Annotated in this window: 17 protein-coding genes and 1 rRNA gene; 10 read left to right on the top strand and 8 right to left on the bottom strand. The window is 39.6% G+C overall.

The window, feature by feature from the left end; all coding sequences use genetic code 11:
• The first annotated feature begins 54 nt into the window (after positions 1–54).
• From ATHSA_RS09490 to ATHSA_RS09510, 5 genes are all read left to right on the top strand, one after another.
• Complete coding sequence (locus ATHSA_RS09490) at positions 55–3,003, top strand: PD-(D/E)XK nuclease family protein (protein WP_161848848.1); 2,949 nt, start codon at positions 55–57, stop codon at positions 3,001–3,003.
• Between the two features lie 284 nt (positions 3,004–3,287).
• Complete coding sequence (locus tag ATHSA_RS09495; protein WP_161848849.1) at positions 3,288–5,909, top strand: UvrD-helicase domain-containing protein; 2,622 nt, start codon at positions 3,288–3,290, stop codon at positions 5,907–5,909.
• Between the two features lie 131 nt (positions 5,910–6,040).
• On the top strand, positions 6,041–8,170 hold the full coding sequence (locus tag ATHSA_RS09500) for a hypothetical protein (protein ID WP_161848850.1): 2,130 nt from the start codon (positions 6,041–6,043) through the stop codon (positions 8,168–8,170).
• A 9-nt stretch (positions 8,171–8,179) separates the two neighbouring features.
• The gene (locus tag ATHSA_RS09505) at positions 8,180–8,689 is read left to right on the top strand and encodes a PulJ/GspJ family protein (protein ID WP_161848851.1); all 510 of its coding nucleotides are present in this window, start codon (positions 8,180–8,182) and stop codon (positions 8,687–8,689) included.
• Positions 8,690–8,692: 3 nt separating this feature from the next.
• A complete protein-coding gene (locus tag ATHSA_RS09510) occupies positions 8,693–9,088 on the top strand; it encodes a hypothetical protein (RefSeq protein WP_161848852.1) in 396 nt (131 codons plus the stop codon).
• Between the two features lie 3 nt (positions 9,089–9,091).
• Here the strand turns inward: ATHSA_RS09510 and acpS are convergent, their stop codons facing one another.
• The 6 genes from acpS to ATHSA_RS09540 are packed head-to-tail and all read right to left on the bottom strand — an operon-like array spanning position 9,092 to position 16,937.
• Complete coding sequence (gene acpS / locus ATHSA_RS09515) at positions 9,092–9,448, bottom strand: holo-ACP synthase (protein ID WP_161848853.1); 357 nt, start codon at positions 9,446–9,448, stop codon at positions 9,092–9,094.
• Positions 9,445–10,041 carry a hypothetical protein gene (locus ATHSA_RS09520; protein ID WP_161848854.1) on the bottom strand — a complete coding sequence of 199 codons (597 nt, stop codon included), beginning with the start codon at positions 10,039–10,041 and terminating at the stop codon, positions 9,445–9,447. Before ATHSA_RS09520 ends, acpS begins: the two co-directional genes overlap by 4 nt.
• On the bottom strand, positions 10,042–11,205 hold the full coding sequence (locus ATHSA_RS09525; protein WP_161848855.1) for an alkaline phosphatase family protein: 1,164 nt from the start codon (positions 11,203–11,205) through the stop codon (positions 10,042–10,044). It lies immediately after the preceding gene.
• The gene (locus ATHSA_RS09530) at positions 11,202–14,000 is read right to left on the bottom strand and encodes a sugar ABC transporter permease (protein WP_161848856.1); all 2,799 of its coding nucleotides are present in this window, start codon (positions 13,998–14,000) and stop codon (positions 11,202–11,204) included. Before ATHSA_RS09530 ends, ATHSA_RS09525 begins: the two co-directional genes overlap by 4 nt.
• Positions 13,997–15,700 carry an ABC transporter permease subunit gene (locus tag ATHSA_RS09535; protein WP_197739170.1) on the bottom strand — a complete coding sequence of 568 codons (1,704 nt, stop codon included), beginning with the start codon at positions 15,698–15,700 and terminating at the stop codon, positions 13,997–13,999. The genes ATHSA_RS09530 and ATHSA_RS09535 overlap by 4 nt, the downstream gene beginning before the upstream one ends.
• A 55-nt stretch (positions 15,701–15,755) precedes the next feature.
• On the bottom strand, positions 15,756–16,937 hold the full coding sequence (locus ATHSA_RS09540) for a sugar ABC transporter substrate-binding protein (RefSeq protein ID WP_161848858.1): 1,182 nt from the start codon (positions 16,935–16,937) through the stop codon (positions 15,756–15,758).
• Positions 16,938–17,112: 175 nt separating this feature from the next.
• On the opposite strand from ATHSA_RS09540, the gene ATHSA_RS09545 reads away from it, so the two are divergent.
• From ATHSA_RS09545 to ATHSA_RS09555, 3 genes are read left to right on the top strand one after another with little or no spacing between them, the layout of a single operon-like run.
• The gene (locus ATHSA_RS09545) at positions 17,113–17,985 is read left to right on the top strand and encodes a YitT family protein (RefSeq protein WP_161848859.1); all 873 of its coding nucleotides are present in this window, start codon (positions 17,113–17,115) and stop codon (positions 17,983–17,985) included.
• 10 nt (positions 17,986–17,995) lie between these two features.
• Positions 17,996–19,282 carry an alpha-amylase family glycosyl hydrolase gene (locus ATHSA_RS09550; RefSeq protein ID WP_161848860.1) on the top strand — a complete coding sequence of 429 codons (1,287 nt, stop codon included), beginning with the start codon at positions 17,996–17,998 and terminating at the stop codon, positions 19,280–19,282.
• Between the two features lie 2 nt (positions 19,283–19,284).
• Complete coding sequence (locus ATHSA_RS09555) at positions 19,285–20,121, top strand: glycosyltransferase family 2 protein (protein ID WP_161848861.1); 837 nt, start codon at positions 19,285–19,287, stop codon at positions 20,119–20,121.
• Here ATHSA_RS09555 and ATHSA_RS09560 read toward each other — a convergent pair.
• Positions 20,110–20,889, bottom strand: a complete 780-nt coding sequence (locus ATHSA_RS09560) for an SDR family NAD(P)-dependent oxidoreductase (protein ID WP_161848862.1) — start codon at positions 20,887–20,889, stop codon at positions 20,110–20,112. The two genes, ATHSA_RS09555 and ATHSA_RS09560, sit on opposite strands and share 12 nt — an antisense overlap.
• A 211-nt stretch (positions 20,890–21,100) precedes the next feature.
• Here ATHSA_RS09560 and ATHSA_RS09565 point away from each other — a divergent pair, with 211 nt between their 5' ends.
• Together ATHSA_RS09565 and ATHSA_RS09570 are read left to right on the top strand one after the other, a co-directional pair.
• Entirely contained in the window at positions 21,101–22,354 is a 1,254-nt protein-coding gene (locus ATHSA_RS09565) for an NRAMP family divalent metal transporter (protein ID WP_197739172.1), read from the top strand.
• Between the two features lie 44 nt (positions 22,355–22,398).
• Entirely contained in the window at positions 22,399–23,577 is a 1,179-nt protein-coding gene (locus ATHSA_RS09570; RefSeq protein ID WP_161848863.1) for a sodium ion-translocating decarboxylase subunit beta, read from the top strand.
• Between the two features lie 17 nt (positions 23,578–23,594).
• Here the strand turns inward: ATHSA_RS09570 and rrf are convergent.
• Positions 23,595–23,712: ribosomal RNA gene (gene rrf / locus ATHSA_RS09575) — 5S ribosomal RNA — on the bottom strand.
• Between the last annotated feature and the right edge of the window lie 29 nt (positions 23,713–23,741).

A 23,741-nucleotide genomic window follows, 5' to 3' on the forward strand; every position in this document is an offset into this window, starting at 1 on the left:
CATACCTTGATCAAAAAATTTTTTGGGCGTACAATCTAAATAGAGGAGGCAGATATGGGTAAAGTTACCATAATCTCGGGACCGCCGTTTTCTGGAAAGACCGCGCACATAATCTCCGAAATATCCAAATTGGACCCTTTCGATTACACCTTCATAGGAAGCCAAGGAGAGTTCGTAAAATCAACGGCAAGTTATGCCGCACATAAAATAGGCTCTATAAACAGATCGGCCTTTAAAACGATCGACCAGTTTGCAGTTAGCCTTGTTAAATCGCAGACTAACCTCGCTTTTGCAGATAGGTCTCTTAAGATAGTCATACTCTCTTCTGTAATAGAGGATATGGCCACAAGAAATTTGAACATGCCCGAGGAATTGAGAATGGAAGCCGGCATGATAAGCCATAAATCAACTGTCGAAAAATTGCTCTCTTTAATAGACGATATAAAGACATACATGAAAGAGGAAGAATTTTCAAATCCCGACAATTTGCGCGACATGTTCATAGAAGGAGTTATGAGAAGATTCAAAGAGAAGATGGAATCGATGAAACTTTTCGACACGTACGACGCTTACAGAATAGTGGCAGAAGGAAAGGTAAAGGTTGGCGGGAAGAATCTCTTCATAGATGGATTCTACGACTTCACCCCCGTTGTCGGAGAATTCTTCAAAGCGGTCATCTCTTCATTTGAGAACACGTACATAACCGTAACGACGGGCGAGATATTTGAATTTGGATCTTCAACGATAATGAATGCCGTCAAAGACTTCAATCCTTCCATAATAAAGAAAGAATTTTCGGGAAACGGAGTGGCAAAAGGCCTTTTTGGAAAAGACGGCGACGGTGTAAAGATACACCAATTTGGAAAGCCATCTGAAGAGATAGAATGGGTGTGCAAAAAAGCCAAATCACTGCTCTTGGAAGGATACGATCCTCAAGATTTCGAAATAGTCGTGAAATCCGAAAACAGCAATTACATAAAGGAAATAGAGAACAAACTGGAAGAGTACTCTATAACTCTTTCCTACCTTGGAAAGAAGAAGTTGAATCAAAACACGGCCGTCCAAAAGGTCATGCTTCCTTTAAGAGTCGCGAGCGGAGGATATCCACAGGATCTGCTTATGAGCATGATCATCGCAGGATTTGGAGGAGAGGTGGCTGAATTTCCCCTTATCTACAGCAAGGCCCACTTAGACAGAGGTCCTATGAAACTTTCTTACAGATCAAGGCTTGAAGACTGGGAAAGAAGGCTTGGAAATTTTGAAAAATATCTTGAGAATCTCGAAGATCTTGAAGACGAAGAGGCCGAAGATATAAAAAAAGAAGCAAAAAGTCTTTTTGAATCTTTGCAAAGGGCAAAAAAGAGTGTAAAGACCCTGTTCGAATTTTTGAAGGGCCTCGAAGATGCAAAAGAGCCGCGAGAATATTCTGAGATTCTCGAGCGTGCAATAGAGACAGTCAAAGTAAATGCGATGGAAGAAGACGTTGTGGCACTCGAGAGATTAAAAGAAATTGTATGGGAAATCGAGAATATTCTGAACTTTACCGGAATAAAAGAAATAAATGTCGGCGATTACAGATACTATCTCGAAATGCAGATAAAAGAGATAGACTACAACCCGCCGTTGAAATACGAATCGGTAAGGATTTCCGACGTATTGACATCGAGGTTTAGCCACAAAAAGATAAAGATATTCGTTGACTTTACAGAAGGAAATTACCCCGAATTTCATCCGAATTACTTTTACAACTCTTTAGAAGAAGAAAAACATTTTGGGATAAACAAAACGAGAAAAAGAATCTCCGATGACAAACTTGACCTTTACACGGCGCTATCTCACGCGGATGAAGCGTACATAACCTTTGCAGAGGCATCCGAAAGCGGAGTAGGGATAATACCGTCTGTCTACCTCGAAGAGATAACTCAAAAGTTCGAAGATGTAACGCCGGCACAGTCCTACCCTTACATGAGCATTCAGGAAGGGATTATATCCTACTCTAAATGGGCGAGGTGGAACGGAAGAGACAATACAATCGAGAAAAGATTTGGAATAACGGTCTCACGCAAAAAAGATTTCCACATAAAAGATGAAAAAGGCCTTGAATACTGCGATAAACTTTCGAGAATGCCCGTGAGTTTTTACAGGTACCATACATACGACGAATGCCCATTAAAATATTTCTTTGGATACGTTATGGAACTTCCACAAGATATCACCTATGATCTTGACCTTAACAGCATAGAGATAGGGACGGTCTACCACAACAGTTTGAAACATTTGATAAGTTACGGAAGAGAAAAACTAAGAAAGATGCCTGAAAAAGAATTGACAGGATATGTCGAAAAAATTGCAAGGGACGAACTTGAGAAGATGAGCTTTTTTGAGCCCGAGATATTTGAAATAAATCTTTTGAAAGTATCGAATACCCTGATAAATTATCTTAGAAATGTGGAATTTCCAGTTGAAATAGATGGAAAGAAGAAAAATCTCAAAAAATACAGGTTCGAGACAGATAGCGGTGAGGAGTTCTTGCCGAAAGAATTCGAATACTCATTTACAAAGTCAGGGGCCGAAGTTGAAGGAATAAAGTTCTCTGGACGAATAGACAGGATAGATGAAGTGCCGTCAGGCCTTATGATAATCGATTACAAGGCAAAACATCCGGGAGAAAAAGCACAACTTGTGCTTTACTCAAAGATATGCGAGGCACTTCTTGAAAGACCTGTGATAAGGGCAGCCTTCTCTGTAATCGAGGATGCACAGATTCAAAACGTACTCGATAAGGCAAATATAGATGAAATGTGGAAAGATCTTGTCGATAATATACACCTTTTTGTAAAAGGCGTAAGGATGGGTGAATTCTTGACAAGTAGCAAGTTAAAACTGATCGGGAAATCAAAAAGAGAAAGCCGCAAAAAGATTTGCAGCATATGTCATTTTAGAGATATATGCGCTGTGAGATGGCCGGATGGAGAGGAAAATGCATTGAGTTCTGAATCGTAAAAGCGTTGGGAAGAAGAAATTATAGTATTGAGAAGAAATACCCCCGTTGCTCGAATACTACATTCAAAAAGTTCAAAACGCTGTCATATCTGCGGGCATAGGATCAGTGTCATTTGTTTTTGGTTCGTGTGTATATAACAAAGCATGGTTGGAGGTAGAACGGTAAGCAAGAATAATTTAACAAGGATAAGAGTGTATCTATATAAGAAAGCACCACACGAAAAGTTGTAAAGGCATTTGCGATAAATGTGATTTTAAAGATATATGCGCTGTGAGGTGGCCGGATGGAACTTTCAAGTGTTCAAAATGAGATATACCAAAGCCGTGATAACTTAATAATCGTGGCGGGGGCGGGAAGCGGAAAGACAAGGGTGCTTGTTGAAAAATACATAGATGTCTTTAGAAACGATCCATCCCTTGTTATAGATCAGGTCGTAGCAATGACCTTTACCGATAAGGCCGCGAGAGAGATGAAAGAGAGGGTAATGAAGATAGCCCAGGAAGGCTTAAGGGTCGATCCCAAAAACGAAGTTTATCAAAAGATAAAAAGGGATCTCGCCTTCTCGCGCATCTCGACGATTCACTCCTTTTGCGCACGTTTACTCAGAGAAAGCGCACTGTATATCAACATAGACCCGGACTTCAAAATAATAAATGGATTAAGCGCTTCAAGAAGAAGAAAAAGATTCATTGAGTCCTACATAATCGAAAATGTAAAAGAAATAAAGAAAATTTTCGAGGCAGATCCGACGATTAAATTTTCAGATCTTCGAGATTGGCTAACCAATGTCATTGAAAAGAGAACAACTGACGATCTTTCCAATATAGATGATGGAATAAAAGAAGAATTTGAAGCCCATGCTCGAAAGATTTTGGAATCTTACGAGAAGATGGAAAGGGAAGAATCAACACTCGATTTTGAAGATCTGCTCATATTCACAAGAGACTTTCTCAAAGAAAATAATGATCTCAGAGAAAGATACGCAAATTATTTTAGATACATCTTTATAGACGAATTCCAAGACACAAATAGAATTCAAAGCGAGATAATAGAACTTTTAAGAACTTCGACAAACAGAGTGTGGTACATAGGAGATCCCAAGCAGTCGATATATGCATTCAGAGGGGCCGACGTGGACGTATTTCTCGAAATAACTGAGAAATCTCTCGAAAAATCAGTGTCTTTGAAAGAAATGAATGAAAATCACAGATCAAAGCCAAACCTTGTGAGATTTTACAATCAATTCTTCTCTCAAGTCTTTAACGGAAGGATAAAGTATTCACCCCAGATTTTGAAGGCAGAAAAGGATGATGAGAAAAGAGTAATTCTTTTAGATAATCCGGGCGATACAGACATAATGAAGGCAAGAATCGTCGAGGCGCAGGCAGTATGCGGAATAATAAATGATTTCGTTGAAGCGGGGAGAAACCTTTCTGACATAGCGATACTTTTAAAACAGACCACGAATATATGGGCGATAGAAAATGAACTTGTCAAATACGGGATACCCTACCACATAGTCGGAGGCAAAAACTTCTTTGACAAAAAAGAGATTGTTGCCATAAAAAACCTTATGGGCGTCATACTCGATCCTTACGATCAAAAGGCAATGACAGGTCTTTTGTTATCTCCATTCTTCGATATGAACATCGACGAGGTGCTGAAGTTAAAAATAGAATATACCTCGCTCTACGATGGCCTAAAAGAAAAATATCCCGAAATTCATGAATTGATCGAAAAATTGATAAAATTGAAAAACATAACAGATGCCTCTAAGTTGGTAAGGCTTGCGATAAGAGAAACGAATTACCTTGGAAAGATAGCCATAGAAAAGGACGGGGATAAAAGAATAGCAAATGTTTTGAAGTTCATAGAAACTCTTGACACGATGGACATACCCTCTTGGGACATGAATGGCATCAGTGCTTTACTCGAAAAAGGATCTCCAGAAGACGAACAGGAAGCGTCAGCCCTTTCAGAAAAAGAAAATGTCGTCAAAATAATGACAGTTCACAAAGCAAAGGGCCTCGAATTTCCAATCGTCATAATCGCACAGATGGACACAAAACCCCAAAATGGCGATAAAACAGAAGAAGATTTGGAAGAAGAAAAAAGGTTGCTCTACGTCGCGATGACAAGGGCAAAAGAATACCTTGTCCTTAGCAAAGAGATTAACTTTGAGGGTAATAGAAGAAATAATGTATGGATGAGCACCTTTTCTGCGGCAGGGTTTCAAAATGGAATGAAATGGCAAATTCCAAAAGAAATGGAAGATCTTGTAGAAATAAGAAAGCCGAAGATGCCACAGCCAAAGAACAAATCGGACGAAAAATTCGAATTAGAAGACAGATATCTCAAGACTCCAAAGATTTCCTCAAGACCAAAATCTTACAATGTAACGGAATTATTCGAAAAAGAAATTTCAAGCCAAAAAATGGACTATGGAAATATAGCGCACGAGATTTTAGAAAAAGTCGGACCATACAAACTCCAAGATGTGCTCGAAATGGATCTTTTCACCCTGTACCCGAAGGAAATGGTTGAAGAAGTCAAAGGGGACCTTTTAAAACTTGTAGATCACCCTGTCCTAAAAGAGATAGAAAATTCCACGGTTGCAAGCGAAATTGCAATAGAGATAGAGATACCCGAAATAGGAAATTTCATAGGAAAAATAGACAAAGCGACAAAAGAGAGGATAATAGATTTTAAATATGCCACCTATTCCCATTCAAAATTGAAAGATTACGAATTTCAAATAAAATTCTATCTCTTCTCATATCAAAAACTGACAAATCAAAAATTAAGTGGAACTATCTTCTTTCTCAGAGACGGAAAAGTTTTGAATGTGGAATATCCCGATGAAAACCAATTGATAGACGAGATCAAAAAACGAATAAATCAATAGTCTATATGCCATTTTTCGATTACGCGTAACTATTTTTTCGTAAAAAACAATCCATATCATTTAACTTTTATTTACAAAATATTTAACTTCATGTACACAGGAGTTTGATAAACTTTTAATCGGTGATCACCATGAAAAAAGGATACGTGCTTGAAGCGGCTTTAATACTTTTAATAGCGGTTGCTATTTTTGTAGCGGCCATAGTTAATTTTGTTTCAAGCACCTCTATGCTTCGTGTATCTCAAGAAAAACTTGTCATAGCCTCGAATGATGCGATGAATGGCCTGCAAATGGGAACATCTTTTATCGCTCACTATGCCAACTCAATAGGAGGATTTAGCCTTAATTTCAATTCGGGACCAGGTCTTGTTCCATTTTCGTCTATCATATGGTTACAACCGAATACTTCAAATAATTTCTTTAGCGCAATCTATTCATCTACGGACGGTGCGGGGTGGAAAATAGCACTTTCAACGCTTGCGACTGGTACGAATAATGTTTTGTATCTGAACAAGATCCCTGCGGTCCAAAGTTTTCTTAAAACACTTCAGGCTACAGGGATTTTTACTTCCACGCCTGATATAGTAATAATTCAGACAAAGGTTGGAGGATACATAAATAATTCAAAATATTTTGTCGTTGCAAGATCAAAGGTTGGAGGATCGGTCGCCTACGCAAGCGGCTTCGTCGTCGCGAACGGACTGAACAGATATGTATATTTTACGCAAATGGAACCGCCTTATGCTCCGCCATTTAACAATGTTACTTTTATGACTGGAGATATTCTTGATGGCCCTGTTCGAACAAATGGCACTCTTATAACGCTCGGTAATCCGGATTTCAAATCTTACGTGCAATATGGAGGACTTTATCAAGTACCAGGTTATGGAAGTCCCATCTTTGAAAGTGGCTCATCACAACTCAGTCAATCAGATATAAATTCTATGAACATGTCGATGATAGCAAATCAATACTCATCTCAAATAAATTCTGAAATTGCTTCTCCTTCCAATCTTTCAAATTATTCAACGCCGGTAGGACTGGATCTTTCTGGAGTTTATAATAATCTTATAAATCAATTGTGGAGAAATTATGGATTTAGTTACAGTAATAACTATAAATGGAAAAGCGGTGGATATTACACCTTATCAAAACTTGTAAGTATGTTTGTAAGCGATTTTAACTATTGGGCTTCAGATAGTGGCTATACCGATCAAAATGGAAATATTTTATGGAATCAACTCCCTTCTGTTATATACAATGATTATAACAACGTTATTTCAGCAATTTATGGAATTCCATCTTTGCAAGTTACATTCTCTCCTGGAAATTCTGGATCCAATGCTAACACAATAACTGTAAGTTATGGGATAGATACATCTAATGCAATTGCCGCTATTGATCATTTAAGGACAGATGTTAACATGTATTCTTACGAGTATGACTTATATTCAATAGGACCATATCTTTACAATGGACAATTTTATTCAGGAAATTATTATCCCAATTATTACAATCCAAATGTTTATGATGTACTTCAATTGGGCTATTCAAATCCGCAATGGCAAACATTATTGCAGATAAATCCTGCAAATTCAATTCCAGGAAATTCTAAACTTACAATTGAAAGTGGATCAAATGGATTACTTGGATTACCAAATGGTTCTGGGCCAATTAATTTCAACTTCAACGGGGTTATAAAAACAACTTCCGATCTTGTCATAGGAGATGGCACAAATCAAATCGTTTCAGGAAAATACACATTGTACACGACAAGAAGTTCTATCATAAATGGAAATATCATCTACAATTACGCAAATCAACTGCTTGGATCGAACAATTCACAAAGTAACTGGAAAAATTCTCCGGTATCAACTTCAACCGTTTCCCAAATACGTGCTGCCACAGGAACGGATGCCCTAAATATAGTATCGAATTACGATATTGCACTTGCTGACTCAATGCCGCAATACGCAAAAGTTATGGCGAGCATTTACGCGTTCAATGGAAGTTTTTGGTATCCAAATTATGAATATGCTCAATGGAATGGGAAAACAGGCCAACTTTTCGTTTTTGGATCAATGGCTCAATATGAAGGCGGACAATTTTTCGGAACATATTCAGGGAATTCTCTTAATACTGGTTATCATGCTTACTACGCCTTCGACTGGCGAAATCTTTCCGGAATGCCGTCTAATATGTACGGCACACCATCGGCACAGGGCAAGGCACTTTTGCTTGCCGTAAGAACGACCTTTTAGGTGATCGATATGAAGAATGGATTCACGCTTATAGAATTACTTATCTCAATGGCTGTCGGGCTAATAGCCCTTGGCGCGATAATTTTTATGATGAATCAATTCACGATTCTCGGGCCTCAGGCCCTTAACGAGGTAAATCTCGCCCAGAGGGCTTTGGTTATAAATCAAAGAATTCAGGCACAACTTATAAAGATGGGACCGTCGATATCGTCGATAAATGTGGATTCAAAAGGCAAATGGATCTCATATCAGGTTCAGGTTCCCTTTGGAATTAACGGAATTTATTACTCACCCTACACGCAAATTGCAACGATGACAATGCAAGGATCGTCAATTGTTTTGAAGTTTGCAAATCAAATTACTCCAACCAAAATTCAAACAGTTCAAATAGCATCTGATGTTGCGTCTTTGGTGTTTTATCAACCGCAGAATGGATCCATAAGATACAAATTCATCCTCTCAAAGGGAAAAACAAATTTCGATTACACATCTGCCGTAACAAGTATGAATTTGAGGTGAAGTATGAAAGAAGGATCTCTTTTGATAGACGCAATTCTTGCTATCTTAATAGTTTTTTTTGGTGTACTTATGATCTGGTCAATAACTTCCATGACAATAGCCCAGAGCGATTTTGCCGTTTCAATGTCGAGGCTAAATAATTTCGAAAGTTATGTTTCACAATACTTACTTAGACAGGGTATTTCTTCTTCCGCCACAGCACTTGAGGCATCAACTCCCGTTATAAATGCTCAATTCTTTGGCACATCAAAAGGTGCCACTGTTTACATGAGACTTGTCAAAATAACAGTTTATCCAACGATGACGCAAGCAAGTATAACCATAAGACCAATAAAATACGAAATAATAGCGGGAAATGTCAAAAGAGTCGATAGTGTACTTGTTCAGGGTGGATACTAATGCCTAAGTTTTCCTCTCGATCAAGACAACCGCGGCGGCGATGTCTCCATCGTGAGAAAGAGAAACGTGAACTAAGTCAAATTCATAAATTTTTTTTAAAGAGAGTATAACCTCATTCTCCTCTAAATGAAGGGCTCCACTTTCGTCAGGAACAAATGAGATCGATTTTAGATCGACGCCCCTTATCCCAGTCCCGATCGCTTTGAAAAAAGCCTCTTTGAGCGCAAATCGACCAGCGACGAATTCCATCTTTTTCCTTTTTTGCCATATTTCAAATTCCTTTGAAGAGAGGATCCTATTTCCCAATTTTTCACTTACTCGTTTTATATCAACTACGTCTATTCCTATTCCTACTATCATTTCATCTCTTCCAAAATCCGGTAGTCTATCTCGATATGGTTAAGATATTCTTTAGTTACAAGCGCAAGATAGATATATGCGTATATCGTAAGAGTTATGATCGAGAGGATCATAAAAGAAAGTCCATTCCGCTTTTTGAATGTTCTTAGATTAGATTGAATATTCATGGACTTATTTATATCCTCTTCTATCAACTGGTGGACGTAAAGTCTTTTTGAGATAGCGTCTACAAGAATCACAAGGAAAAAGAAATTGATCAAAAGCGCGAGGATGACCGGCATCGGAATGTAGAGAGGTTGCAAATTTATTGAAAAGATTAAGCCCATTAGAAATTCAAAGATGCCAGAAATCAGAAAAATCCAGTAATAGACAATGGTATTCACCGGGAAATCTTCCATCGCCTTTAAAAGATCTGACGGAATGTTAAGATTTTTGTAAATTTCTACTTTGTGTCTTATGTGATCGTCTACCGATTTGGACATCTTGTACATGACGTAATAGATCACAAATGGCACAAAAACGGAAAGAATTATCCATATGTAGTTGACGGAATTTCTCATATCTTCTTCACGGTAAAGTTCTATTTTATCCATCTAAATCACAAAAAGGGGGATATCCATTTCTTGATTCGATAACCCTCCATGTTTTCCTTTCATCTGATGCTCGTTACCGGTGTATTTCACCGAAAAAGAGTAATCATCACGCGGAATGGCGACAAGATCTCCTATTCTTAATATCGATCTTGGATCCGCATTGCCTGGTCCAAAAAGGCCCTCTTCGATCATCTTCGATGATGAGACGAATTCGACATTCGATCCAAAAATTTTTTCGCCTTCTTCAATCGTCTTTGAAGGATCCTTCGTGTAAAGATACATCACCCGTGGCTCACCGGCTGGCAAAATCTGAAGAGTTGAGACAAACTCATCTTCTGGATTTATTTTGTACTCGTGCTGCCAAGGCGTATGTATCTGGCCATGATCTGCGGTTATCAAAAATGTGGTCTCATCTTTTATGTCTGAAGGCAATCTTTCATAGACAAGGGTTTCGAAAAGTTCAAAAACCTCTTTTGCTTCTTCAAAGTATTCCTCGGAGTTTGGTCCATAAGTGTGTCCCATTGCGTCTACCATCGGCCAATAAGCGTAAATGTAAGAAAATTTTTCTGACTCAAGGTTTTTTCTCAATTTGATCATCATGTCTACGAGATCAAGGTATCCTTGAACTGCCGATCCACGGTTATGCAATTTCGAAAGGCCACTTTCCTTGAAAGAGGAAGGAATTATTATCAGAGGATTCACGCCATAATTTCTCAAAGGCTCGTATATGGAAGGAACGCTTAAGAATGAAGAAGGATTTGCACCGCGAGATATCAACGAATCTCTCGCCATTCCTATGGGAGAAAATTCTATCATGTTCGCAAGTGTTCCAAATTCTTTCAAATAAAGTATATACCCCAACATACCGTGCTCTATTGGAGATCTCGCAGTCGAAAGCGTTGTTAAAGCGTTGACTGTCGTCGACGGAAAGACAGAAGATATCTTTTGAGGCATTTTTATGTATTTCAAATTCGAATTTGTGACTACCTTCTTTGCCTGATCGTAACCAAGAGCATCGATGAGAATCAAAACAACCCTTTTCGAATTTTGAAACTTTTCTCCAAAATAAGATCCCGGCAAAGGCTTATGAAATGGAAGCAGGCCGAACTTTGCCACAATTGAATTTATCAGGCCAAGCAGTGATTTCTCGTAATCTATTTTCATCCTTTCACCGATCCCTGCGTCAGACCTCCAACTATGAATCTTTGTAAACTTAAAAATAACACGAGTATTGGAATCATGCCTATTAGCGCAGCCGTGGTCATAAGTCCCCAGTTAGTCGAATAGGCGCCCGTTGAGAATGTCTGAAGTCCAACGGCAAATGTGTAGTTGTTAAGCCCAGTCATGACTATCGATGCAAGTATGTAATCACCGTAATTTCCTATGAAGCCAAGTATCATCGTAACGGCAAGGACCGGTGCCGAAAGTGGCAATATTATCCTCCAGAATGTCTGGTACCTTGTCGCGCCATCGACCATTGCCGCCTCTTCAAGTTCCATGGGTATTGTATCGAAAAATCCCTTTATAAGCCATGAATTGAAGGCGATTCCGCCTCCGATGTAGAGGAAGGTAAGACCCCCAAGAGTGTTCAACCCGAGGAATGGGAAGAACTTACCTATGAAATTAAGCAAGAGATAAAGCGCGACCATAGCCATCATTGTCGGGAACATCTGTATGAGCAAAATTCCTATCAGGCCATATTTTCTTCCTCTAAATCTAAGCCTTGAGAATGGATATGCCATCAAAGCGGAGAGGAAGACAGTTATGACGGCAGCCGAACCTGAAACGATTATACTGTTGAGCAGCCATCTCATCAAAGGAGGTATGTACTTTTGCATCCATATCTGTGTTATGTAATATGAGGTGTTATTTATCGAGCCGAGTTTTCCGCTTATCTCTTTAAAGTACGGAAGACCGGCGAGTTCATTTGTTCTTCTTGAGATTATTCCAAGGTTCGGTCCTATGGTTGAAACGTACTGATTCTGGTAAAGATTATTTATAGAATTTATCTCGTTGACACTGAATGGAAATCCGAGAACATTTATATTCACGTAATCTTTGCTTCTATCTTTTAAATGTGAGATGTAATAAGAGTACTGATCTGTGAATTTGTTCAGGCTGATGCCAGTCTGGATGGTAAGATTCACCGTATCGATTAACTTTTGAGTGTTGAAGAATTGATCGTATCTTGAAGATGAAGGCATAGGCGGCAATTGAGAATAGATATTCGAATTCTGTAAAGTTGAATAGTATTTATTGAGATCATTCAAAAATGCGCCGGCACTTTCAAATGAATTTATCTGTTTTGCCTCTCTATCTATCACCCTTGAATATTTGAGCGTGGCAAAGTAGAGAGAAGAGATCGAGATCTTATCATTTATAGAATTTATCTCTTGCTGGATTGGACCAATCTGTGATGAAATCTCTGCTATTTGTTTTCTTATATTCGGAATCTCTTCCGATATATTTTTGTATTTCTGTGCATTCATATCGTAGTTTTGAAGGACCGGTATGGACATGGAAAGGCCCGATTGCAATTTAAGAAGCACAAATGGAAGAGAGGTCCTGACGTTAGCGATGGCATTTGAGTTCATATTCGCGTAAATTATAGATTGGTTATTCTGAATGTAGTTAAGATCGTCTAATATCCTTTGGACCTGTTTCGTTATAGGATCAAAAAGACTGTATTTCGAAGAGATCGAAATCCATTCTTTTGCCTGAGATATGTAGGATGAGACATCGTAAAAGACGCCGCTTTGCGTCGATGGTTTGCTCTGACTTATGATACTTTTTACAAGGGAAACCATGTTATCCAATGCCATGGCAGTTGGAACTATGTTATTTGAAAATATCGAAATCTGCGATGCATCGTAGGACATAGCACCGAGATATGAGACAGCGCTTGCGGTCATCGTGCTCAATTGATTTTGAAGTGAATTGTAATTGTTGGAAAGAGTTGTAAGAGAAGATTGAAGTGTGCTTAACAAAAGATTCTTTGCAACTTGGGCCTTTGAAATCGCGTTCGAAAGGCTTTGATCGTAAGATGAAAAGGCAGAATTAACATTCTGAACTGTCGAGAAGACCATTGATTTTATGTTTTGAAGTTTGGCCGCATTAGTCGATCCAACCGTATTCGAAAGATTTATCGTGTCCATGTTGATACGTCTTAAGTAAATCGGGGCAAACCAGTTTCCATAAGTGAAGGTTCCATTCTTTAAAGAATTTAAAGTCTCTTCATAGGCATTTACGAGGTCTTTGGCCATCTGATTATCGATGCCGCTTTCCAAAAGTATCTCCGAGACATTTCCGGGAACATTTGAAAGGGCCGATGCGGCCTTAGACATAGAATCTTTATAATTGTTCCACGATTGAGTAATTTCTGGAAAATATTCTCCGAGTATGATAACGTCAGAATCTGGAGAAGATTTCAAAGAGTTAAGAAGATCAACAAGACCTGCCATTTTGTAATTTTTATCGAGAGAGTTGAATTTAGCCCCAAGATCGGAAGAGACAATTGAGATGTATCTAAGATCGGCACCGGAATTTTCTTTCACACTTTCTATGGCAAGAGATTTTGCCTTTGGAATGAAATTCACAGATATCCACGAAGCATTAGATGTTATGGAATTACTCATTTGGTAAGTTGATTTGAAATAACCTTCGTAAGCGTTAAAATCACCGTTAAGAGCGTTAAGAATCTCTTTATCGCTCATCTTGTTGTAAGGGCTTCCAAGACTGTAAATGTTGGCAATATCGTTGTACAATAATGGTACATTTGGCTTTTCAAATATAAGATCTATGTAATTTTGCCATGTCGTTTGTCCCGAGAAAAGATCCGGGCTTATGGAAGAATTGTCCCTTCTTATCGAAGTTGTGAAGATCCACAAAACAGGGAATAAAACCACAACTATAACGGCAATTATTATTATATGTCTTATCGGATGAACTTTGAACATCATTTGTTCACCTCTTCAAAGGATCCTGAGAGTTTGAAGTTTATAGCACTTATAGTCGCTATTATAACGAATATCAAAATGGATATCGCAGCCGCAAGGCCATAGTTACGGCCCGACGCTCCTCCAAATGCAAGGTTGTAGGTATAACTTATGAGTATGTCCGTTTGGCCGGCCGGCGTTATTGAATTTGGAATGGGTGGACTTCCTCCCGTTAAAAGGTATATGACGTTAAAGTTGTTGAAGTTGTAAGCAAAGGACGCTATGAGCAAAGGAGCGAGTGGCGTCATAAGTAAAGGAAAGGTTATAGTCCAGAATGAGTGCCATTTAGAAGATCCGTCTATCGAGGCGGCCTCGTAAAGATCGTCGGGTATAGATTGAAGTGCTCCGAGAGATATGACCATCATGTAAGGAAAGCCAAGCCAAGTGTTGACCAAAAAGAGGGCAACCTTCGCCCAGAAGGCATCTCCGAACCAGTTTATCGGTGGTAGATGGAGCCATTCTCCGAGAAAAATCCTGTTTATTATTCCAAAACTCACGTTGAAAAATCCAACTCTAAACATTATTATGGATATGAATCCCGGTATTGCCCACGGGATTATCAAAAGAGTTCTGTAAATAGTTCTGAACTTCATATTTCTGTTGTTCAAAACTATCGCAAGGATTAGTCCAACGGAAAAGGTAAAGATGACGCTTAAGGCGGCCCATTCGAACGTCCATACAAAAACACTCAAAAATGGGGACATTATCTGTTTGTTCGTAAGCAACGATGAAAAGTTTCCGAGCCCTATGTATCCGTAATATCCTATTATCATGGTTTGTTTTCCGGTAGAAGGATCAATATCCCAAAAGGCCGAATCGTGCTCGAGTACTGGCTGGCCAGTTAGAGTGTTAATCAAAACGGTCTTTTGGATCTGATGGCCATTCTCTATAACGGGCATTGTAGAAAGCGTATACTCGTACTTTGCCGTCACAAGTTTGTTAAAGCCATAAGTTGTCGTGAAAAACAATGTTCCTATTTCTGGATTTACAAATTCGGTATTGCTTAAGATGGATCCGTAATTGGAATTGAAAAATTTAAGGTTGGGGAAAGTACTTTGATCTGAAGGACTGTAAAAGTAATTGTAATTTTCTCCATTGACAGATATCGCTATTATCTGTGAAGGATCCTTTAGAGATCTTACTATGGAATAAGTGATGCCATTTATCGAAACCGAACCATTTGTAAGCATTTCAAATGAACTTGTGTATCTACCATTAGAAGGCTGAGGCGATGAGGCTATGTAAAGTTTGCCATCCGGATCTTTCAAGAGCAAAACAAAATCATTTGTGGGCTTGTAATCTTTGTAAAGGGTGTAGACGGAATAATTGAAAAACTTTGGATTTGGGCTTATTACAACCTTGTCGAGTAAGATGTTTATTGCCTGATCTCTTGTCCACATGTATCCCGTTGCGTAATTCTCAAAGGCTATCTGAAAGGTGAAATATATCGGATAAACGGTCAAAATCATCAGAATTATAAGAGCGGGCAACATATATCTGAAAGGATATCCCTTCGGATTTATGAGCGCATAATCTATAAACACAAGCAATAATATAACAATAACTCCAAGCGCGTAAGATCCATCGATAAACAATAAAGTTATTGACCATCCAAGAATGGCATCTATAAGTGCCACCAATATCCATAGAATAGCCTTTTTCACCAAAGATTATCCCTCCACATAAAAACATGGCGGGAGGATCCCGCCATGCGATGATTTACTGCGCTATAGCCTGTTTTATTTGCTCGACAGCCGTCGTTAAAGCGGCCTGAGAAGATTCTTTCCCGTCGACTGCAAGGTTAATCGCATTTGTCCATGCATTCCAAACAGAGGCCATCTGAGGAATATTTGGCATAGGAGTCGTGTTGCTCAAAGCATCAACAAATCCCTTAAGCCATGGGGCAACTTTTTCGGCCTTGGCGGCAACATCGTAGCGGGCCGGTATTCTTGGATCGGCCTGCCATATTTTGTACATTGTATCTGTGGTATTAACATAATCTGACAGGAATTCAATTGCCTGAATCTGATTAGGAGATTTGGAATTGATCATGAAGCCCTGAACTCCGACAAATGGTTCTCCACCCGGGATAGGTGCAACTCCGAAATTGATACCTGCCTGTTGAACTTGTGGCACTGCCCATTCTCCATTTATCATCATGGCAGCCTTACCGGATGTGAAGAGATTAACTGCGGTATTGTAATCTTCTCCCTGTGGAATTATTCCGGCTTTAAAGAGACTCACGATGTAATCCAATCCCTTAACTGCTCCTGCATTCGCGAGGCCTATGTCATTTGGATTAAGTGAGCCGTTCGGATTTGTCCCAAAGACGTAACCGCCAAATCCCTGAATGAATGGTGCAGAGAAATAAGGATTACCATAGACAGGATAGGCAAGTCCGTAGAATCCACCGGATGTCATCTGCTGTGCCATCGTAAAGAGTTGATCCGGGGTTGTCGGTGGATTTGTGACGTAGTCCTTATTATAGAAGAGAGCAAGCACATCTATACCGTAAGGAAGACCGTAAAGTTTGCCACCGTAGGAGAAGGCCTGAAGAGATGATGGAGCGAACTGATTGATTTGATCGGACGAGAGGAAGGTAATAGGACTTAAAAGTCCATCTGCCGCCAATTCTCCAACCCAGTCATTTGCACCGACTATTATATCGGGGCCTTCGCCAGCCGCGGCAGCCGTGACGAATTTGGTTCTGATATCACCAAAGTTCATTTCTACAACCTTTACAGGTATTCCGTAAACAGACTGAAATTCATTGCCAAGTTGCGTCAAAATAGGAGCCCTTGTAGAGTCAGCCCAGATAAGTAACTGTCCGGGTGTGGCTGCGAAAACGCTCATCACCGCTAAAGAAGCGATGATCAGAGTCAAGATAAACCAACGTTTCATCTGAATTCCTCCCTTCAAATATGAATTTAAAGTAAAGAAGCCTTGACAGGCAAATAATATAATACCACCAAAATTGTTTTTTTTCAATAGACTAACGATTGAAAACGATTTATAACAAATCATCTTGCAAACCAGATCGCATTTGATAAAAATTTATGATAAAATTCCTCTGGTGATGAAGTTGAAAAACAAGATATGGATAACTACGAAAGAATATTTTTTGATTTCGGCAGGAGACCTTATAACCGCAATAGGTGTTGTCGCTTTTCTTGTACCCTACAACATAGCGGCAGGTGGGGCAAGTGGTTTGGCAATAATACTTCATGGACTTTTGCCGATTATTCAAATTGGCGTATGGATGTACATAATAAATGGCATTCTGATACTCATCTCCATCTTGATACTCGGCATAGATTTCAGTTTTAAAACGATTTATTCGACTTTTTTGCTTTCTTTCTTTGTAGATCTTCTCGATAACATCTTCCCAATCCCAGTCTACAACGGAGGAGATTTAATGCTTGCGACGATATTCGGATCTATAATAACGGCCTTTGGGATGGCGATAGCCTTCTCGCAAAATGGAAGCACAGGTGGGACGGATATCGTGGCAAAGTTGTTTAACCGCTTCTTTTCCATACCGCTCGGACAAGGAGTCTTGATCGCAGACGTGGCGATAGGTGTGCTTTCGGGATTTCAATACGGGATAAATATAGGTATGTACGCGATCCTCGCCATCGTTTTAAACGGATTGTCGATAGATTTCCTCATGCGCGGTATGGAGATGAGTAAGCAACTTTTCATAATCTCCTCGAAGAACGAAGAAATAGAAAATTATATAACCCAAAAACTTGGACACACCGTAACCTACATTCCGGCAATAGGAGCACACAATAAAGAAGAGTACAAAATGATAATGGTCGTTGTCAAAAGAAGGGAAATTTCGGCCATCTTAGAGGTCATAAAGTCCATAGATCCGTCTGCCTTCGTGATAGTTGAAGATATAGACAAAGTCTTTGGAGAAGGTTTCAACGACATAAGCAAGTTATGAGGTGAAAAAGGTGATATATCAGATATTCGTCGATAGATTTGCAAAATCAGATCAAAACGTGCCGGTCAAGCCGTGGGATTCCCCGGTTGAGGGAGCGATAAATGAGTTTTACGGTGGAAATATAAAGGGAATCATTTCAAAAGCAGATTACATCTCATCTCTTGGCGCAGACGCAATTTATCTTACCCCTATATTCGCATCGCAAACGTATCACAGATATGACATTCTCGATTATTTCAAGATAGATCCCATCGTTGGAAATGATGAAGATTTCGATGAAATGATAAAAATTTTCCATTTAAAAAAGATAAAAGTATTTTTGGATGGAGTCTTTAACCATGTGAGTGTGAATTCAGAGATGACAGAAAAACTCGGAACAAAAAACAGATGGAGGAATTTCGATCTTGTAGAACTCGATCTCGATAGAAAGGATGTCATGAACTTCGTAATCTCGGTTGTCGAATACTGGATGAGGCGTGGAATCGATGGATTTAGAATAGATTGCGCAAATGATGTGGGTATGAAACACTTAGACAGAATTATGGATACAATTCACCATTTCAATGGAGAGATGATCGGAGAGGTAATGACTTACGCAAAAGATTGGCTCTATCATATGGACGGCGTGATGAATTATTTCTTCAGGAAATCAACACTTTCTCTGTTAAGGGGTGAGTTGTCAGTCGGAGATTATGCAAACTTTATAAACTGGATGATGGAAGAATATCCTTACGACAAACTTCTAAAATCATGGACAATACTTTCTTCTCACGATACGCCAAGACTTTCGTACGTCCTCGGAGACGAAAGGCGCGTACGTCTGGGAATTGCCATTCAGTACGCCTTTCCCGGCATTCCTATGGTCTATTACGGTGAGGAGGTCGAGATGAACGGGGGACCCGATCCATTCAATAGAGCCCCTATGAAATGGGATCAAAAAAGCGAGAGAATAGATTTCTACAGGCAGATGGAAAATGTGAGGAAAAAATTCGATGCGCTCTCAAAGGGTAAAACAAAGATATGGAAATCAGGCAGTGCCCTCACGATTTTAAGATACGGCTCGTGGGAAGATTTCGTGATCTTTACCGGGAATATTTCGAATTCCGCGAATGTTTCGAATATAATGATTCCATACTCCTACGCTTTTGACGGTTTAGAACTCATAGATGCGCTTAACCCGGATCGAAAAGCAAAGATCTCATCCGGATCTGTTGTTGTAGAATTTGAGCCTTTTGACTTCGCATTCTTCGTTCCACAGGACAATGTTCCTTCTTACACGTTTTTCAAGCATAGATGAAGATGAAAATAACTGCCTTGGTTGTAACATACAACAGATTAGAATACCTCAAGAAAAATCTCGCGGCGCTTTTCGATCAATCGAGAAAGCCAGATGAGATAATCGTAATAGACAACGCAAGTACCGATGGCACTTACGAATTTTTAAAAGATCAGAAAGTCAAATTTGTAAGGCTTTCTGAGAATACAGGCGGAGCCGGAGGATTCTCTTATGGTCTCAATTACGCGATAGAAAATGGCGCAGATTGGGTATGGATGATGGACGATGATGCCATACCATACAATGACGCACTTAAAGCGCTTGAAGATGCGATCAATAAAAGACCCGATGCCGGCGTTTTTTTAAGCCAACTCGTGTCTGATTCAAATTCAAAGCCCAAAGAAAAGATAAAATCGGCATGGTTTGGCACATTCGTGGGCTTTGCAGTAAGAAAAGAAGTCGTCAAATCAGTAGGCCTTCCCGATTCTGAATTTTTTATATACGCGGACGATTACGATTATTCAATTAGAATAAGGAAGGCCGGCTTTAAGATTTTAAGAGTTCATTCAAGCCTTATAGATCATAAAGACTGGATAAAGCAAAAGCGCGTCTTTCGTTTTCCATTTTCTAAACCACAGGTACCGGCTTGGAAAACTTACTATCTTTTCAGAAATCCAATCCTCGCGACGAGAAATTTTAAAATAATAAATTTAGCCGTAACTTTATACCTCTCGATCGACAGATACATATGGTCATACGTCGATCCATCTGCCAGATCTTACATATTCAAAGGCTTTGAAGATGGACGTAAGGGTATAAAGGGAAAACGAATAGATCCACGTAAGCCTTTACTTTCTTGATATCTGTCCTATCGCCACAAAGTGAGCGGCTGTCTTTTTGGGAACAAATCTCAGCGCGAAGGCCGTTAATTTGTTTATAAATCCCGGAATGACTATGAGTTTTCCATCCTTTAGGCCTTTGTATCCTATTTTGGCAACTTTTTCCGCGCTCATACTCTTTATGCTAAAAGTTTCCGCACTCGTCAGTCCTATTCTTTTTTGAAAGTTCGTATCTGTCGGTCCCGGACATAAGACCGTAACCTGCACACCCAATCCCTTTAACTCTTCGTTAAGGGCCACGGAAAATGAAAGCACGTATGCCTTTGTCGAATAATAAACATTCATGTAAGGGCCAGGCGGAAAGGCCGCGAGAGAAGCAACGTTTAAAATCTTTCCGTGTCCCCTCTCGATCATCGAAGGCAAAAAGAGACGGGTAAGATGCGTAAGGGCAGAAACATTTACCTCTATCATCTCAAGAGAGGTTTTTAGATCTGTCTTTACAAAGGCGCCGTAACTTCCAAAACCTGCATTGTTGACAAGTATCTCTACCTCTACAGAACTTTTCTTCAATTCATCAAAGATCTCATCTGAAGCAGAAGGAATAGAAAGATCCTTTGCAATGGTCATCACAGACACACCAAATTGACCTTCTAAATCCTTTGCTATTGCTTTGAGTTTGTCTTCTTGCCGTGCGACGAGTACGAGATCATGACCATCCTTTGCAAACAATTTCGCAAATTCCAATCCTATTCCGCTCGAAGATCCTGTTATAAGTACACGTTCTTTCATAATACCTCCAAATTGTCGACGTTAATACATATAATACCACTTTAAAAAGTGACGGGCAAAAGTAAAGAGTTAGAAGTGAACAGTGAAAATCGCAAATTGACCATATTATGATTTGATCACTTTTGTGAAATTTTTGCTTAACTTTGAGGTGACATTAAATTTGTGATCTTCACTTAGATTTGCTAAGATCAAAAATGAAAGGAGAAGGAAGATGCAGAGCAAATCTATCAAAGACAGAGATCACTTAATCTCTAATCATAGGCGCCGTCATCGTCATCATTTCATTCATTTTTTTGGTCCTGCATGGCTTACGATGATGGCCGATATGGATGCAGCAAGCACGATAAGTGCGGCAGAAGTGGGTGCAACCTTCAAATACGGACTGATATGGTTTATGTTATTGCTTACGGTTCCACTCTTTTTTGTTCAGGAAGCGGCGGGCAGAATAGGCGTTGTGACACAGCAAGGGCTTGGGACGGTGATAAGAAAACGTTATTCAAAAAGAACTGCTCTTGCACTTACAATCCCGATGGTAATAACAGATGTTATAACCTACATCGCCGAATATGCAGGAATAGCCATAGGTCTTAAAATCTTTGGAATATCTCCTTTTGTATCTTTACCAGTCGTTTTTGTCTTACATATACTTTTGATAACAAAAAGAAAGTACGCCCAATTTGAGAAATTATTGCTTGCCATTTCCGGTGTTCTTATAGCAACATTTGTGATCACTTTGATTTTTCGTGGAATTAGGCCTTATTCGCCCGTCTATTTCATTCCATCAACTTCTTTCTTTTATATGCTTGCAGTAACCGTTGGGGCGGTGGTAATGCCTTTCATGCTTTTCTTTCAAGCCTCGGCGGCCGGAGAAAAGGTTTCGATAGCGCGCGATCATTTTGGTGAAGAGGGAGAGACGTATTTGAAAAGAAAGGCTCTTTCTCTTTCAAAAAAAGAAACTTTGATAGGGGCAATAGTCACAGAGTTTTTGATGGTTGTAGTCGAAATGGTCGCAACCGGCATCGATCCATCTGATAATCTCATGTCTCCCAAAGAACTCTCGACGATACTCTCATCGATAGCCGGTCCCTTCTCTCCTTACATATTCGGCATAGGCCTTGCTGCCGCAGGTTTTCTTGCGCTTGTGGTTGTGTCCTTGGGAAGCGCGTGGGGATTTGTGGAGGCCGCAAATATTCCAAAGGATAAGGCATGGATAGTCTATGTGCTTGAAAGTTTGCCGGCTGTCTTTGTTCCAATGATCTTCAGTTCAGATCTTATAAATTTCATGCTGGATCTTATGGTCATATTCGTCTTCGTTCTCATAGGACCGGGAATAATGGTTGGCATTATTTCTTCTGACAAAAAGATCATGGGCGAATATGCGTCTAACAAAAAATGGAAAATATTTTACTGGTCGAGTTTTTTGTTTGTCTTAATCTTTGGATTTATAGCGTTAAGTAGCCTGTGATGAGAAAAAGGGCAGAATGGGCCAAATAAAAAGGAGGGTATTTCATGTGGATCTTCATGCTTGTAATAGGTGTTCTCATAGTGCTTTTATCACTTAAATTCAAATTAGAGCCTCTTTTGCTTGTTCCCATAGGATTTTTTATATTTCTTTCAAATATACCCGGAAATCCTCTAATCGGTTCACATGGGCTTCTGATACAGTTGTTCAATATCCTTATAGGTTCAGAACTATTACCGCTTTTGATCTTCATCTCGATTGGTGCGATGATGGACTTCAATCTTTTGATTTCAAATCCGCTTTACACGATAATAGGGGCCTTCTCACAGGTAGGGATATTTCTTACCTTTTTGATGGCGAATTTTTTCGGCTTTGACATAAAATCTGCAGCATCAATAGCGTCGATAGGTACGGCCGATGGCCCGACGGCAATTTACGTAACATCCATGCTCAGGCCAGAACTCGTCCCTTCAGTTTCTTTGGCAGCCTATACCTATGTGTCTATAATACCTCTTCTTATTCCTGTGATTTTAAAGATCCTTGTCTCAAAAAATGAAATGGAAGCCGCAACTCTTACAAAGCAGAATGTTTCTAAATTGACATTGATGATCTTTCCTTTCATACTCGTAATTCTTGTAGGTTTTATGGCTCCAATAGCCCTTCCGCTGATCGGATTTTTGATGTTCGGAAATTTTTTAAGAATAAATGGCCAGACTCAAAAATTGAAAGATGTTGCGGAAAATGAAATGGCAATGGTATTGACGCTTCTCATAGCGATCCTCATAGGATCAAATATGTCTTCTGAGACCTTTTTCAGATTCGATACTCTCATGATCTTCTTACTTGGAATAGTTGCATTCATCCTAAACCTTATCTTTGGTGTACTTGCCGGAAAAGTCTTTCATATTTTCGACAGATCATTCAATCCCTCGATAGGCGCGGCCGGCAACAGTGCCTTTCCAATGGCCTCAAGGGTAGTTCACGGTTACACTCAAAAAAAGAATCACAAAGCCTTTTTATTGCCCGCTGCCCTTTCTGCAAATGCCGCAGGGCAAATTGCATCGGCCATTGCTGGAACATTTTTGCTTCAAAGTGCTCTTCAGGGAACAAATCCATACGTAATAGCAGCCAACGCTTTCTGGAAATCCTTCATCGTCATGATAGGCCTTGGAATAATAATTTTTGTGATAGGAAAGATCAACATAAAAAACAAACGGGACCTATAAGGTCCCGTTACAAATAAGCCGGGCAATAACCTACTCTTGCAAAGGGTCGCCCCCTTACTACCATCGGCCCGGACTGGCTTAACGGCCGTATTCGGAATGGGAACGGGTGTTTCCCAGTCCGGTATCCTCACCCGGCATAACAGTCATTCAAAACTGAATAGAGT

The organism is Athalassotoga saccharophila, assembly GCF_009936215.1.
GTDB lineage: Bacteria > Thermotogota > Thermotogae > Mesoaciditogales > Mesoaciditogaceae > Athalassotoga > Athalassotoga saccharophila.

Coding starts and splice junctions, on each gene's coding strand:
- ATHSA_RS09545 (WP_161848859.1), top strand. CDS start 17,113: ATGAAGTTGAAAAACAAGATATGGATAACTACGAAAGAATATTTTTTG.
- ATHSA_RS09530 (WP_161848856.1), bottom strand. CDS start 14,000: ATGATGTTCAAAGTTCATCCGATAAGACATATAATAATAATTGCCGTT.
- ATHSA_RS09555 (WP_161848861.1), top strand. CDS start 19,285: ATGAAAATAACTGCCTTGGTTGTAACATACAACAGATTAGAATACCTC.
- ATHSA_RS09540 (WP_161848858.1), bottom strand. CDS start 16,937: ATGAAACGTTGGTTTATCTTGACTCTGATCATCGCTTCTTTAGCGGTG.
- ATHSA_RS09510 (WP_161848852.1), top strand. CDS start 8,693: ATGAAAGAAGGATCTCTTTTGATAGACGCAATTCTTGCTATCTTAATA.
- ATHSA_RS09565 (WP_197739172.1), top strand. CDS start 21,101: ATGCAGAGCAAATCTATCAAAGACAGAGATCACTTAATCTCTAATCAT.
- acpS (WP_161848853.1), bottom strand. CDS start 9,448: ATGATAGTAGGAATAGGAATAGACGTAGTTGATATAAAACGAGTAAGT.
- ATHSA_RS09520 (WP_161848854.1), bottom strand. CDS start 10,041: ATGGATAAAATAGAACTTTACCGTGAAGAAGATATGAGAAATTCCGTC.
- ATHSA_RS09505 (WP_161848851.1), top strand. CDS start 8,180: ATGAAGAATGGATTCACGCTTATAGAATTACTTATCTCAATGGCTGTC.
- ATHSA_RS09500 (WP_161848850.1), top strand. CDS start 6,041: ATGAAAAAAGGATACGTGCTTGAAGCGGCTTTAATACTTTTAATAGCG.
- ATHSA_RS09560 (WP_161848862.1), bottom strand. CDS start 20,889: ATGAAAGAACGTGTACTTATAACAGGATCTTCGAGCGGAATAGGATTG.
- ATHSA_RS09570 (WP_161848863.1), top strand. CDS start 22,399: ATGTGGATCTTCATGCTTGTAATAGGTGTTCTCATAGTGCTTTTATCA.
- ATHSA_RS09525 (WP_161848855.1), bottom strand. CDS start 11,205: ATGAAAATAGATTACGAGAAATCACTGCTTGGCCTGATAAATTCAATT.
- ATHSA_RS09495 (WP_161848849.1), top strand. CDS start 3,288: ATGGAACTTTCAAGTGTTCAAAATGAGATATACCAAAGCCGTGATAAC.
- ATHSA_RS09490 (WP_161848848.1), top strand. CDS start 55: ATGGGTAAAGTTACCATAATCTCGGGACCGCCGTTTTCTGGAAAGACC.